This is a genomic window from Acinetobacter sp. AS23 (assembly GCF_023612055.1).
GTDB classification, from domain to species: domain Bacteria; phylum Pseudomonadota; class Gammaproteobacteria; order Pseudomonadales; family Moraxellaceae; genus Acinetobacter; species Acinetobacter oleivorans.
Genome location: NZ_CP082274.1, coordinates 754,895 through 769,684, shown reverse-complemented (window position 1 = coordinate 769,684; position 14,790 = coordinate 754,895). Strand labels below are relative to the sequence as shown.

The following is a 14,790-nucleotide window of genomic DNA, read 5'->3' as shown; positions in this document are numbered from 1 at the left end:
TTTTGCCTATGCATATAAATTTTTCAGATCTTTTTTTAAAAATACAGAAACAGCTTGAGGATTCTCAAGCTGTCATTGACGAAAATCTACTTATTGAGTTAGTCAATGCTATTCGTCCATCCGATCCTCAAAATACGGATGAGATAAAGCAAAAAATACAGGCTTTCATTGAAAGCCTATTACGCACACCTACAGCACCCTTCCTGCTACAAACTTTTTTATTACGTCTAATTAATCGCTATAAACAAGTCAGCTTATATGCTGATAGCGGAATTTTGTCTTTAGATGGTTTCTGGAACCAGCTAGGACAAAGACTCGGAGCACATTTTTTACCGTTAATCGAAGATGCAAGCCAACTCAAAATATTAATTGGTAGAATTTTCTATTTAGAAAGTGACAAAATTTGGCTCAATAATATTGATGAGGAAGATTGGGCAAATCTATTTGGTCTTATTGGACAAAGCCAAAGTAATGTAGATGAAAAGCTTGTCATTCAAAGTGAAATGATTAAAGCGATTACCGTTTTATCTTATCGAATTAGTGGAATTGGTCTTTACCCCGAATTTATTAATGCTCAACCGGAATTAACTGAATATGAATCACCATTTTTAGTTCAAAACCGTGAAATTGTTGAGTTTATCGAGAAGTACAAAAAACAAGAACTTTTTGAACATGAAATTGCGGTGACTTCCCCTCCGGATGCATCACAAGCATTTGTTATGTTGGAACAGTGTCGGGATGTGGTTTTAAAAATTCGCCGTGCTACCAAAAGAATTGGGGTCAGCTTAAGTTTGACTTACTTATTGTCATTACTTGAGCAGTGCCTCGATCGAATTGAATTACTGCTTTATTTGGTTGTAGATAACACTAAAGGAAAATATGTCTCTTTAGGACATCTGATTTCCGATTTAACCAAGGCGCACTATAGTGAAAAAAGTGTTCGCTCTTTATTAAGTACAACAAGTGAACTTATTGCTTTTCAAGTAACTGAAAATGCCAGCCGAACAGGTGAACATTATGTAAGTACTGATACCAAAGGCTTTTGGGGCATGTATAAAGCTGCTGCTGGAGCGGGTGTCATTATTGCCTGTATGGCATCTTTAAAAATTCTTGCAGCAAGAATGACAATGGCTCCGCTAATGCAGGCCTTTACTTTCAGTATGAATTATTCTCTAGGATTCATTCTGATTCATGTACTGCATTTCACAGTTGCAACCAAACAACCTGCAATGACAGCTGCGGCCCTCGCAGCCACTGTGCAACAGCGTAAAGGCTCTAAAACAGCTCAAATTGCAGAGTTAGCAGCCCTGATTATTAATATTATTCGAACACAATTCATTGCTATTTTAGGCAATATTTCAATTGCGATTCCTACTGCTGCACTCATTACATTTGCTTGGCAGTTCTATCTTGATGAGCCCTTGTTAACTCATACTAAAGCAACGTATTTGTTGCACAGCTTAAACCCCTTCACTTCATTAGCAGTTCCACATGCAGCGATTGCCGGAGTGTGTTTGTTTTTGTCGGGTCTCATTGCTGGATACTTCGATAACCTAGCTGTTTACCGAAAAGTCGGTCCACGCCTAAGAGCACATCGTCGCTTAGCCAACTGGTTTGGGCAAGATCGCCTCAACCGTTTTGCTGAATATATTGAGCGCAATTTAGGAGCATTAGCGGGTAACTTCTTATTCGGGATTATGTTAGGAAGCATGGGGACCATAGGGTTTATTTTAGGTTTACCTTTAGATATCCGTCATATTGCCTTTGCTTCGGCCAACTTTATTCAAGGTTTAATGACCATTAACGGCAGTCCAGACATCGGACTGATTATCGTATCCTTTCTAGGCGTGTTATGTATTGGTCTCACTAACTTATTCGTTAGTTTCACTTTAACGATTATTGTGGCTCTACGTGCACGTCGTGTTCGCTTCGAACAATGGAAACCTTTAGCCAAACTCGTTATGACCCACTTTCTGACTCGTCCAAGTGATTTTTTCTGGCCCCCGAAACAGCCGCTAGAACTTGAAGAAAATACGACTACAAATAATGGAAAAAAGATAGAACATTAAGAATTTTGCTTTGTACACAAAATGTGAATTCCGTCAATTTTGTTGTGATTGTTTTTCCAAATGTTAAAAATTTTTCAAAATGAATTTACGATGATCTATCAGGCTTGAAAAAAAGTGTACTGGCAAGTACACTTTTAACGGCTTTCAGTAGTGGACACTGCTTGAATAAGCAAAGGTATTTATATGCCCTATTTGTTGCTTTTTATTGGTTGTATTTTTTTAGGATTAGGTGTTCTTGGTCTTTTTGTACCAAGACTTCAGTCTTTGGATCTTCTCAGCGTTCAAATATTGAGTGAATATCGTTCAGATTATCTTAACTCTATTACGATCTTCCTAGCACGGATAGGCGGTATGCCTTTTGTACTTTTTTTATCCTTTCTGGTGTGTATATATCAGGCATGGTATAAAAAATATATTACTGTTATTTTCATTAGCGTGGGAGTTCTTGGCAGTATCACCATGGGTTGGCTGCTCAAGTGGTGTGTTGATCGCCCAAGACCTCCACAGGTATATCATATTGTCGAAAGTTACGGTGCATCGTTCCCAAGTGCACACAGTGTTTATGCATCAACACTGGCTTGTCTGGCAATGATAATGTTATGCCATAAGCCCAACATTAACTCTCCTTATATCATTTTGATTTCTTGCCTTTGGTTTATCTGCATGGGGCTTTCAAGAATATATGCAGGAGTTCATTTTCCAACAGATGTACTCGCCGGTTGGGGCATAGGTTTTATTTGGATTGCACTGCTTTGGCTCTGGTTATTACAAACACAAAGTAGGTTAAGTAAAAAACAAATATATTTTTAGATTTTATCTAACGAGGTGGAACAATGATGTCGGCTAAGCTTTGGGCTCCTGCCCTTACTGCTTGCGCATTAGCAACAAGTATCGCACTTGTTGGTTGTGGCAAAGGCTCCGATGAGAAACAGCAAGCTGCTGCTGCTCAGAAAATGCCGCCTGCTGAGGTAGGTGTTATTGTTGCTCAACCACAAAGTGTTGAACAAAGCGTTGAGCTTTCTGGCCGTACTTCAGCATATCAAATTTCTGAAGTTCGTCCTCAAACAAGTGGTGTAATTTTAAAACGCTTGTTTGCTGAAGGAAGTTATGTGCGTGAAGGTCAGGCTCTTTATGAACTGGACTCTCGAACAAACCGTGCAACGCTTGAAAATGCAAAAGCATCTCTTTTACAACAACAGGCAAATCTAGCTTCACTACGTACCAAGCTAAACCGTTATAAGCAACTTGTTTCGAGTAATGCTGTATCTAAACAAGAATATGACGACTTACTTGGTCAGGTGAATGTTGCTGAAGCACAAGTTTCTGCTGCAAAAGCTCAAGTAACGAATGCAAATGTAGATCTTGGTTATTCTACAATCCGCTCACCAATTTCTGGTCAGTCTGGACGTTCTTCTGTAACAGCTGGTGCTTTAGTTACAGCAAACCAAACTGATCCTTTAGTGACGATTCAACAGTTAGATCCTATCTATGTTGATATTAACCAGTCTAGTGCCGAGTTATTACGTTTACGCCAACAACTCAGCAAAGGCAGTTTAAACAACAGTAACAACACGAAAGTGAAGTTGAAGCTTGAAGATGGTTCGACTTATCCAATCGAAGGACAACTTGCTTTCTCTGATGCTTCTGTAAATCAGGATACAGGAACGATTACTTTACGTGCCGTATTCTCGAACCCGAACCATCTGTTACTTCCGGGTATGTACACAACTGCGCAGATTGTTCAAGGTGTAGTTCCAAATGCTTATCTGATTCCTCAAGCCGCAATTACGCGTTTACCGACAGGTCAAGCTGTAGCAATGCTTGTTAATGCTAAAAGCGCTGTTGAGAGTCGTCCTGTTGAAACCTCTGGTGTTCAAGGACAAAACTGGATTGTGACTAATGGTCTCAAAGCTGGTGAAAAAGTGATTGTTGATGGTGTTGCCAAAGTTAAAGAAGGGCAAGAAGTGTCAGCAAAACCTTACCAAGCTCAACCAGCGAATCCTCAAGGTGCAGCTCCAAATGCTACAAAACCGGCTCAATCAGGTAAACCTCAAGCAGAACAGAAAGCATCTAATGCATAAGGGGTAGATTGAATGGCACAATTTTTTATTCATCGCCCCATTTTTGCGTGGGTGATTGCATTAGTCATTATGTTGGCGGGTATTCTCACGCTAACTAAAATGCCTATTGCACAGTATCCGACGATTGCACCACCGACAGTTACAATTGCTGCAACTTATCCTGGTGCATCGGCTGAGACTGTTGAAAATACTGTAACCCAGATCATTGAACAACAAATGAATGGTCTAGATGGTTTACGTTATATTTCATCTAACAGTGCGGGTAACGGTCAAGCATCTATTCAATTAAACTTTGAACAAGGTATTGATCCTGATATTGCACAGGTTCAGGTTCAAAACAAACTGCAATCTGCAACTGCTCTTTTGCCTGAAGACGTTCAACGCCAAGGTGTGACGGTTACTAAATCTGGTGCAAGCTTCTTGCAAGTTATTGCATTCTATTCACCAGACAATACCTTGTCAGACTCAGACATTAAAGATTACGTAAACTCGTCAATTAAAGAACCACTTAGCCGTGTTGCTGGTGTTGGTGAGGTACAAGTCTTTGGTGGTTCGTACGCAATGCGTATCTGGCTCGACCCTGCAAAACTCACCAACTATCAGTTAACACCAAGTGATATTGCGACTGCTTTACAAGCGCAAAACTCACAAGTTGCTGTAGGTCAGTTAGGTGGTGCACCAGCGGTTCAAGGTCAAGTGCTTAACGCAACAGTAAATGCGCAAAGCTTGTTACAAACACCTGAACAATTTAAAAATATCTTCTTAAAGAACACAGCATCAGGTGCTGAGGTTCGTTTAAAAGATGTTGCTCGTGTAGAGTTAGGTTCTGATAACTACCAGTTCGATTCGAAGTTTAATGGTAAACCTGCTGGCGGTCTTGCAATTAAAATTGCAACTGGTGCTAACGCACTTGACACCGCTGACGCTGTTGAACACCGTTTAGCAGAATTACGTAAGAACTATCCAACAGGCCTTGCAGATAAACTAGCTTATGACACTACTCCATTTATTCGTCTTTCAATTGAAAGTGTTGTACACACATTAATTGAAGCGGTAATTTTAGTGTTCATTGTTATGTTCTTGTTCTTGCAGAACTGGCGTGCAACGATTATTCCAACACTTGCTGTACCTGTTGTTGTATTAGGTACATTTGCTGTTATTAATATCTTTGGTTTCTCAATTAACACCTTAACCATGTTCGCTATGGTATTGGCAATTGGTCTTCTGGTCGATGACGCCATTGTTGTAGTGGAAAACGTTGAGCGTGTGATGAGTGAAGAGCATACCGATCCGGTCACGGCGACTTCACGATCAATGCAACAGATTTCTGGTGCGTTAATTGGTATTACAAGCGTATTGACAGCGGTATTCGTACCAATGGCATTCTTTGGTGGTACAACAGGTGTGATTTACCGTCAATTCTCGATTACCCTTGTAACAGCAATGGTTCTATCGTTAATTGTAGCGTTAACTTTCACCCCTGCACTTTGTGCAACCATTTTAAAACAGCATGATCCTAACAAAGAACCAAGCAATAATATTTTTGCTCGTTTCTTCAGAGGATTTAACAACAGTTTTGACCGCATGTCGCATAGCTACCAAAATGGTGTTAGCCGCATGCTTAAAGGCAAAATCTTCTCTGGCGTACTTTACGCTGTAGTGATTGGCCTACTAGTGTTCTTGTTCCAAAAACTCCCATCTTCATTCTTACCAGAGGAAGATCAGGGTGTGGTTATGACACTTGTTCAATTACCACCAAACGCAACGCTTGACCGTACAGGTAAAGTGATTGACACCATGACAAACTTCTTCATGAATGAAAAAGATACTGTGGAATCTATTTTCACCGTTTCGGGCTTCTCATTCACGGGTGTTGGTCAAAATGCTGGTATTGGCTTCGTTAAGTTGAAAGACTGGAGTGAACGTACTTCACCAGAGTCTCAAATCGGTGCGTTAATTCAGCGCGGTATGGCATTAAATATGATCGTCAAAGACGCATCTTACATTATGCCATTACAGCTTCCTGCAATGCCTGAACTCGGTGTAACAGCTGGATTTAACTTGCAACTTAAAGATTCAAGTGGTCAAGGTCATGAGAAACTTATTGCAGCACGTAATACGATCTTAGGTTTGGCTTCACAAGATAAACGTCTTGTAGGGGTACGTCCTAATGGTCAAGAAGATACACCTCAGTATCAAATTGATGTAGATCAGGCTCAAGCTGGTGCTATGGGCGTTAGCATTGCTGACATTAACAACACTATGCGTATTGCATGGGGTGGCTCATACATTAACGACTTCGTTGACCGTGGTCGTGTGAAAAAAGTTTATGTTCAAGGTGATTCGGATAGCCGTATGATGCCAGAGGACTTAAACAAGTGGTATGTACGTAATAGCAAAGGCGAAATGGTACCGTTCTCTGCATTTGCTACAGGCAAATGGACATATGGTTCTCCTCGTCTTGAACGTTATAACGGCGTATCATCAGTTAACATTCAAGGTACACCTGCACCTGGCGTGAGCTCTGGTGACTCTATGAAAGCCATGGAAGAAATTATTGCTAAGTTACCATCTATGGGCTTACAAGGTTTCGACTATGAATGGACAGGTTTATCACTTGAAGAACGTGAGTCTGGTGCTCAAGCTCCATTCTTATATGCGCTTTCATTGTTAATCGTTTTCCTTTGCTTAGCGGCATTGTACGAAAGCTGGTCTATTCCGTTCTCGGTTTTACTTGTAGTACCACTTGGTATTATTGGTGCAATCGTATTGACTTACTTGGGTATGATTATTAAAGGAGATCCAAATCTCTCAAATAACATTTACTTCCAGGTAGCAATGATCGCGGTCATTGGTCTTTCTGCAAAAAATGCGATCTTGATTGTTGAGTTCGCAAAAGAGTTGCAGGAAAAAGGTGAAGACCTACTTGAGGCAACTTTACATGCTTCAAAAATGCGTTTACGCCCAATTATCATGACTACCCTTGCCTTCGGTTTCGGTGTACTTCCACTTGCCCTTTCAACAGGTGCTGGTGCAGGAAGTCAGCACTCAGTCGGTTTCGGTGTACTCGGTGGCGTACTCAGTGCAACGTTCTTAGGTATCTTCTTTATCCCTGTATTCTATGTGTGGATTCGTAGTATCTTTAAGTACAAACCAAAAACCATAAACACTCAGGAGCATAAATCGTGATGCAAAAAGTATGGTCTATTTCAGGTCGTAGCATTGCGGTATCTGCACTTGCGCTTGCTTTGTCAGCTTGTCAAAGCATGCGCGGCCCAGAACCAGTCGTGAAAACCGATATTCCAGAAAGCTATGCATATAACAGCGCTTCTGGTACGTCTATTGCTGAACAGGGTTACAAACAGTTCTTTAGCGATCCTCGTTTGCTCGGAGTGATTGATTTGGCGCTTGCCAACAACCGCGACTTACGTACAGCAACGCTCAATATTGAACGTGCCCAACAGCAATATCGAATTACGCAAAACAACCAGCTTCCAACAATCGGAGCAAGTGGTAGTGCAATTCGTCAGGTTTCTCAAAGCCGTGATCCGAATAACCCCTACTCTACTTATCAAGTAGGTTTGGGTGTAACTGCCTATGAACTCGATTTTTGGGGCCGTGTACGCAGCTTAAAAGATGCTGCACTAGATAGTTATCTTTCAACGCAAAGTGCACGTGATTCGACTCAAATCAGTCTTATCAGCCAAGTTGCTCAAGCATGGTTAAACTATTCTTTCGCAACAGCGAATTTAAGACTTGCAGAGCAAACGCTTAAAGCACAACAAGACTCTTACAATCTCAACAAAAAACGTTTTGATGTGGGCATCGACAGTGAAGTTCCACTACGTCAGGCACAGATTTCTGTAGAAACTGCGCGTAATGATGTAGCGAACTACAAAACACAGATTGCTCAAGCACAAAACTTGTTGAACTTGTTAGTGGGCCAATCAGTTCCACAAAACTTGTTGCCAAACCAACCTGTAAAACGCATTACTCAACAAAATGTATATACAGCTGGTTTACCGAGTGACTTGCTTAACAACCGTCCAGATGTAAAAGCTGCTGAATATAACTTAAGCGCTGCTGGTGCGAATATTGGTGCTGCAAAAGCACGTTTATTCCCAACCATTAGCTTAACGGGTTCTGCGGGTTATGCATCAACTGACTTAAGTGATCTATTTAAGTCTGGTGGTTTTGTTTGGTCAATTGGTCCAAGCTTAGACTTACCAATCTTTGACTGGGGTACACGTAAAGCCAATGTGAAAATTTCTGAAACCGATCAGAAAATTGCATTGTCTGATTATGAAAAATCAGTTCAGTCTGCATTCCGCGAAGTGAATGATGCGCTTGCAACTCGTGCCAATATTGGTGAGCGTTTAACAGCTCAACAACGCCTAGTAGAAGCAACTAACCGCAACTACACACTGTCAAATGCCCGCTTCCGTGCTGGTATTGACAGTTACTTGACAGTTCTTGATGCACAGCGTTCATCTTATTCAGCAGAACAAGGTTTATTGTTGCTTCAACAAGCTAACTTAAACAACCAAATCGAGTTATACAAAACTCTAGGCGGTGGTTTAAAAGCAAATACTTCAGATACAGTGGTTAATCAACCATCAAGTGCTGAACTTAAAAAACAATAAGTTTTAAATAACTTAATTTATAAAAGCTCACTTCGGTGGGCTTTTTTATTGCATCTGATGTGAATATTTTTTATCTTGAAACCTTAAGAATTTAGATTGATAAAAAACAATGTTACTGAGTAATTTAGAAAGTGTTCCGGGCCACCAGATTGTAAAGCAACTTGATGTTGTTTATGGAAGTACCGTCCGTAGTAAGCATGTTGGCCGTGATTTGATGGCAAGTTTAAAAAATATTGTAGGTGGTGAACTTACAGGCTATACCGAATTATTAGAAGAATCCCGCCAAGAAGCCATGGATCGCATGATTGCCAAAGCTCAGCAACTTGGTGCGAATGCAATTGTTGGTATTCGGTTTTCAACTTCAAATATTGCCCAAGGTGCTTCTGAATTATTCGTATATGGTACGGCTGTGGTTGTTCAACCTCAAGCGCCCCATCTACCAGATCCATTTAGTGCATAGGTAGAAAATGGACAATCTTATTTTTCAGCTTGTTATTTTTCTAATTCTTTTCAGTATTGGTTGGGGTTTTGGGCGCCATATTGAACGAAAACATTTGAATGAACTTCTAGAAAAAGAACAACGACTGGCCCATATCCGAATTAATACCAATCGTTTTGCAACGAGTGATCAGCGAGGTCATTTTATTAGTAGTAATGTCGTAATTTCTCATGACTACTTTAAATACGTATTGGCATCCATTAAGAATGTTTTGGGTGGAAGACTTACCAGTTATGAAAGTGTAGTTGAGCGTGCTCGCCGTGAAGCCATTGTTCGCTTAAAACAACAAGCCCATACCGCAGGAGCTAACCATATTATGGGAGTTCGGCTGAGTACAACCGAACTTGGTATGCAAGGTGGCATGGTTGAAGTATTTGCTTATGGTACAGCAGTAAAAGACTAGCACTGCCCCATAGCAGAAAAATGAATGCGCGGATTGCCAATATTTTTAGTTAAGTGTTGGCAAATTCCGGTAATTTTCCAACTCTCTTGTTGTTTTGCCAAAGTAAAATAATAACGACCAAACGAATGAAAATAATCATTTTCCGAAAAACGATAAATTTGATAATTACATTCTAACCATGCTTGATCTTGTTCAATACGAATCAGAGGATTACTCAAATTGTGCTGTAGCCGTAAATGCGATAAAGCTTGTTGCCTAGAACCTTTATATTCATGACAAGACACGACACATAAAGGCTCTCCCCTAAACTGGAAATAGTCCACCTCAAGTTGATCTGCCAATAACTCATCAAAAGCGTCCCAATTTTTCTGGTCAAAGACCAATTGAAAACGCGTAATGACGTCTAAAATACGGTGATAATCTTGATCCATGGTGAACCTTCTATGCGGGTTTTTCCATCAATTTAGCATGGCGAAATCACTTTTTTATTTTACTTTTGTTTTCCTAATCATTTTATAAAGAAGTTTTGGTGACATCCGAGAAACCATCACACCTAGTTTTTCCTTTGCTCCACCAACAACAATATATTCTTGACCCTGCATTAATGCTTTTACAGATTGCTCTGCAAATACATCTGCCTCTAAACCATTCTCGATAGCCTCATCTTGATGACCTTGAGGTTGCCCAGCACCATTTAGTGCATTGAACGAAACGTTAGTTTTTACGAAGCCTGGGAAAATAACTGAAACTTCAACACCTTGATCGGAGACTTCAGCACGTAAACTATTTGCCCACATGTGAATTGCCGCCTTAGCAGCAGAGTAGCTTGCACGGTACTGAGTCCCTAATAAACCCGCTACACTCGACACAAATACAACACGACCAGACTTTTGTTTTAGCATGGTCGGCAGCACAGTTTTAGTTAATGCCACTTGAGAGAAATAGTCGACTTCCATAATGGCCCGTTCGGTTGCCATTGTCGTATCTTTAATTAAAGCACGTTGGCTTAAACCTGCATTATTGATGAGCCAGTCAATTCGCCCTTTCGCTTTTAAAATCTGCTTATAAGCTTCGTTTACTTGTTTTTCATCAGTAATATCAGCAACCACCGACAAATGACGGTCAGCGTTTAACAAGCCAACCCGAACTTCTTCTAATTCTTCAAAACGACGCGAGGTCAAAATCACTTCGGCCCCTTGCAAAGCCAACTCACCGGCTAAGGCCTTACCCAGACCAGAAGATGCTCCCGTAATCCATACCACTTTATTTTGCAAAGTATCAAGTTTGGCCATGCTTTATGTTCCTATTATCTTTTTAAATTATGCTGCTTGATGCATGAAGGCCAAAAAGTGGTTGATATAATGAGTTGCTGTGGTCTGATCGACCTGTGTACCTAACTTTTCCAAACGTTTATAGCCCAAATGCGTCGTCATGTTGATTACTCCGTTAAGAGTTTTATCGACAACTAAATTAAATTTTAAACGCTTTTTAGGCTCACGTACTAGGCTTGTTACGCCTAAATCTACAATTTGTATTAAGGTTTCAAAAGCAGCTGCAATACTTTGCATATTACCGTCACGAATTTGCTGCGTAAGGTGTTGAGCTTGTTGTACGAGCTGCAGGGTAACTGGGTAGGTAATATAAACTTGTTGCCCCTGTTCTTTCATCAGAGACGTCATGTAATCGACTAAAGGCAAAAGACGCTCATTTCCAAAAAATGAAACTGACCAAGGCATATATTTTCGAAAAGTCTCTAAGACCTGCTGAATAACTTTTTCAGACTCAGCTTGTTGCTTTGGAGACATGGTTGCACTTCCTGACTGTAAAAGCACAGAAAATACCTGCTCAATAATTTCACAAGAAAGATCAGAGAGTACATCGCCTAAAGGTTTTGCCTGACTTTGACTTATCCCATCATGCAGTTTCTGTCGAATGGTCTCGAATTGGGTATAAGTTGAATCGGAAATTTTCAAAAAAACTTCATAACTCATGAGCAACATCCTTTTTCAATTCGTTTGTAATTTTTGTGCCGTGTGTCTACACGATTAAATTGTGATCCATCCTTCATAAATCTACCGTTTTTTGAAAAAAATACAAAACCGTTTATCTGTTTTCAGCACATTAATTTCGAGGCATTTTTTTGATACAATAGGTGCAATTTTTTATGCATATTCGATCTAAGCTACTATGACTGACGCTCAAACCGCTCAAAATATTGCGACCACATACGATCCAACCGAGATCGAAAAGAAGTGGTACCAAACGTGGGAAGAACAAGGTTACTTCAAACCTTCTGGTCACGGTGAATCATTCTGTATCATGATTCCACCACCAAACGTCACAGGTAGTTTGCACATGGGCCATGGCTTTAACAATGCCATTATGGATGCCCTCACCCGTTATAACCGTATGATGGGTAAAAACACTTTGTGGCAACCGGGTACTGACCATGCTGGTATTGCAACGCAAATGGTTGTTGAGCGTCAACTTGGCTTACAAGGTGTAACTCGTCATGACTTAGGCCGTGATAAGTTCATCGAAAAAGTTTGGGAATGGAAAGAACAATCTGGCGGCACAATTACGAAACAAATTCGTCGCTTAGGTTCATCTGTAGACTGGTCACGTGAACGCTTCACGATGGACGAAGGTTTATCTAACGCAGTTAAAGAAGTATTCGTTCGTTTGCACGAAGACGGTTTAATTTACCGTGGTAAGCGCCTTGTAAACTGGGACCCTAAACTTCAAACAGCACTTTCTGACCTTGAAGTAGAAAGCAAAGAAGAAAAAGGCTCACTTTGGCACTTTAAATATTTCTTTGAAGACAAATCAGTTAAAACTCAAGACGGCAAAGACTATTTAGTCGTTGCAACAACTCGTCCTGAAACATTACTTGGTGATACTGCGGTTGCTGTTCATCCTGAAGATGAGCGTTATGCACACCTTGTTGGTAAAAACATTGTATTGCCAATTACGGGTCGTTTAATTCCGATCGTTGCCGACGACTACGTTGAAAAAGACTTCGGTACTGGCTGTGTAAAAATCACGCCTGCTCACGACTTCAATGACTATGACCTAGGTAAACGCAATAGCTTGCCAATCATTAATATCTTCAACAAAAATGCCGAAGTTTTAGGCGAGTTTGAATATATTGCAAAAGCTGGCGAACAGATTTCTAAAACCATTACTGCACCTGCGGAATATGCTGGTTTAGAACGTTTTGAAGCACGTAAAAAATTAGTTGCTCAAGCTGAAGCTGAAGGCTGGTTAGATCAAATCCAACCGTATGACTTAAAAGCTCCACGCGGCGACCGTTCTGGCGTGATCATTGAGCCGTTACTTACTGACCAATGGTACGTAAAAATTGCTCCGCTTGCTGAGCCTGCAATTGAAGCAGTTCAAGATGGTCGTATTAAGTTTGTTCCAGAGCAGTACAGCAACATGTACATGGCATGGATGCGTGACATTCAAGACTGGTGTATTTCTCGTCAGCTTTGGTGGGGTCACCGTATTCCAGCTTGGTACGATGCAAATGGCAACATCTATGTTGGCCGTAACGAAGAAGAAGTACGCACGAAAAATAACATCGCTGCTGACGTTGAACTTAAACAAGACGAAGACGTTCTTGATACGTGGTTCTCATCTGCACTTTGGACATTCTCAACTTTAGGTTGGACTGGCGACGCACAAAAAGATGCAGCAAATGATTTCTTAAAAACTTTCCACCCAACAGATGTGTTGGTGACTGGTTTTGACATCATTTTCTTCTGGGTTGCCCGCATGATTATGATGACCCTGCACTTCATGAAAAATGAAGATGGTTCATCTCAAGTTCCATTTAAGACTGTTTACGTTCACGGCTTGGTACGTGATGGTGAAGGTCAAAAAATGTCGAAGTCTAAAGGTAACGTGCTTGATCCATTAGACTTGATTGACGGTATTGATTTAGAAAGCTTAGTTGCAAAACGTACAACTGGCTTAATGAACCCGAAAGATGCTGCGAAGATTGAAAAATCAACGCGCAAAGAGTTCCCAGAAGGTATTAATGCTTATGGTACTGACGCAGTACGTTTCACGTTCTGTGCGCTTGCAAACACTGGTCGTGACATCAAGTTCGACTTAAAACGTGTTGAAGGCTACCGTAACTTCTGTAACAAAATCTGGAACGCGACTCGTTTCGTTCTGATGAATGTTGAAGGTCAAACTGTTGGTCAAGAAGCGCGCCCTGATCTATGGGAACTTCCAGAACAATGGATTATGAGCCGTCTGCAAAAAGCTGAAGCTGCTGTACATCAAGCGTTTGCAACGTATCGTTTAGACCTTGCTGCTCAAGCGATTTACGACTTTATCTGGAATGAATACTGTGACTGGTACGTTGAGTTAACTAAACCAGTTCTAAACGATGCAGAAGTTTCAGAAGAGCGTAAAGCTGAAGTACGTCGTGTATTACTTGCTGTAATGGAAGCTTCTTTACGTTTGGCTCATCCGTTAATGCCGTATTTGACAGAAGAAATCTGGCAAACGCTTGCACCAATGCTTGGTCAAGGCGGTCCAACGATTATGACTGCTCAATACCCTATTCCTGAGCAAGCAAAAATCAATGAACAAGCTGAAGCAGATATGCAATGGCTTCAAGGTTTGATTGGTGCAGTACGTAACATTCGTGGTGAGTTAGGTTTAGGTAATGCGCGCTTGTTGCCAGTATTACTTCAAAACACGTCTGACGCTGAACGTGAACAAATCATTCGTATTGAAGCATTGTTCAAAGCATTGGCTAAAGTTGAAAGCATTGAGTTCTTGAATAAAGACCAAGAACCACCTTTGTCTTGCTCTAGCGTTGTTAGCCATGCATCGGTATTTGTACCAATGAAAGGCTTAATTGACCCTAAAGCTGAGCTTGCTCGTTTGCAAAAAGATTTGGATAAAATCCAAAAGCAACACGACCAAATCGCGGGCAAACTTGCAAACGAAGGCTTTGTATCTAAAGCACCAGCAGCAGTTGTTGAAGGTGAAAAAGCGAAGCTTGCTGAGTTTGCTGCTCAATTAGAGAAAGTTAAAGCGAATATGGAGCAGATTGCTGCGCTTTAAGCTTTTTTAG

General features: G+C 40.8%; 11 protein-coding genes. 8 read left to right on the top strand and 3 right to left on the bottom strand.

Translation table 11 applies throughout. The features are described from left to right. Window positions 1-8: 8 nt before the first annotated feature. The 7 genes from K6I41_RS03750 to K6I41_RS03720 all read left to right on the top strand — a co-directional run bounded on the left by K6I41_RS03750 (window position 9) and on the right by K6I41_RS03720 (window position 9,695). Window positions 9-2,069 carry a site-specific recombinase gene (locus tag K6I41_RS03750; RefSeq protein WP_013196967.1) on the top strand — a complete coding sequence of 687 codons (2,061 nt, stop codon included), beginning with the start codon at window positions 9-11 and terminating at the stop codon, window positions 2,067-2,069. Window positions 2,070-2,252: 183 nt separating this feature from the next. Next, complete coding sequence (locus K6I41_RS03745; protein ID WP_004789375.1) at window positions 2,253-2,879, top strand: phosphatase PAP2 family protein; 627 nt, start codon at window positions 2,253-2,255, stop codon at window positions 2,877-2,879. A gap of 23 nt (window positions 2,880-2,902) precedes the next feature. Beyond that, the gene (gene adeI / locus K6I41_RS03740) at window positions 2,903-4,150 is read left to right on the top strand and encodes a multidrug efflux RND transporter periplasmic adaptor subunit AdeI (protein WP_250375230.1); all 1,248 of its coding nucleotides are present in this window, start codon (window positions 2,903-2,905) and stop codon (window positions 4,148-4,150) included. Window positions 4,151-4,162: 12 nt separating this feature from the next. After that, window positions 4,163-7,339, top strand: a complete 3,177-nt coding sequence (gene adeJ, locus K6I41_RS03735; protein WP_250375229.1) for a multidrug efflux RND transporter permease subunit AdeJ — start codon at window positions 4,163-4,165, stop codon at window positions 7,337-7,339. Then, entirely contained in the window at window positions 7,339-8,793 is a 1,455-nt protein-coding gene (gene adeK / locus K6I41_RS03730; RefSeq protein WP_005309989.1) for a multidrug efflux RND transporter outer membrane channel subunit AdeK, read from the top strand. The genes adeJ and adeK overlap by 1 nt, the downstream gene beginning before the upstream one ends. Before the next feature lie 109 nt (window positions 8,794-8,902). Beyond that, window positions 8,903-9,253 carry a YbjQ family protein gene (locus K6I41_RS03725; RefSeq protein WP_004789368.1) on the top strand — a complete coding sequence of 117 codons (351 nt, stop codon included), beginning with the start codon at window positions 8,903-8,905 and terminating at the stop codon, window positions 9,251-9,253. 7 nt (window positions 9,254-9,260) lie between these two features. Next, window positions 9,261-9,695 (top strand): YbjQ family protein, encoded by a 435-nt coding sequence (locus K6I41_RS03720; RefSeq protein ID WP_250375228.1) that lies wholly within the window; start codon window positions 9,261-9,263, stop codon window positions 9,693-9,695. On the opposite strand, the gene K6I41_RS03715 is transcribed toward K6I41_RS03720, so the two are convergent. Genes K6I41_RS03715 through K6I41_RS03705 form a run of 3 tightly spaced genes read right to left on the bottom strand, consistent with a single transcriptional unit; the run spans window position 9,692 to window position 11,686 of the window. Then, the gene (locus tag K6I41_RS03715; RefSeq protein WP_004789364.1) at window positions 9,692-10,126 is read right to left on the bottom strand and encodes a nuclear transport factor 2 family protein; all 435 of its coding nucleotides are present in this window, start codon (window positions 10,124-10,126) and stop codon (window positions 9,692-9,694) included. The two genes, K6I41_RS03720 and K6I41_RS03715, sit on opposite strands and share 4 nt — an antisense overlap. Window positions 10,127-10,180: 54 nt before the next feature. Continuing rightward, window positions 10,181-10,987 carry an SDR family NAD(P)-dependent oxidoreductase gene (locus K6I41_RS03710; protein ID WP_005309982.1) on the bottom strand — a complete coding sequence of 269 codons (807 nt, stop codon included), beginning with the start codon at window positions 10,985-10,987 and terminating at the stop codon, window positions 10,181-10,183. Window positions 10,988-11,014: 27 nt separating this feature from the next. Further along, on the bottom strand, window positions 11,015-11,686 hold the full coding sequence (locus K6I41_RS03705; protein ID WP_250375227.1) for a hypothetical protein: 672 nt from the start codon (window positions 11,684-11,686) through the stop codon (window positions 11,015-11,017). 196 nt (window positions 11,687-11,882) lie between these two features. Between K6I41_RS03705 and K6I41_RS03700 the strand changes: the two genes are divergently transcribed. Then, window positions 11,883-14,780 (top strand): valine--tRNA ligase, encoded by a 2,898-nt coding sequence (locus K6I41_RS03700; RefSeq protein ID WP_250375226.1) that lies wholly within the window; start codon window positions 11,883-11,885, stop codon window positions 14,778-14,780. The last annotated feature ends 10 nt before the right edge of the window (window positions 14,781-14,790 follow it).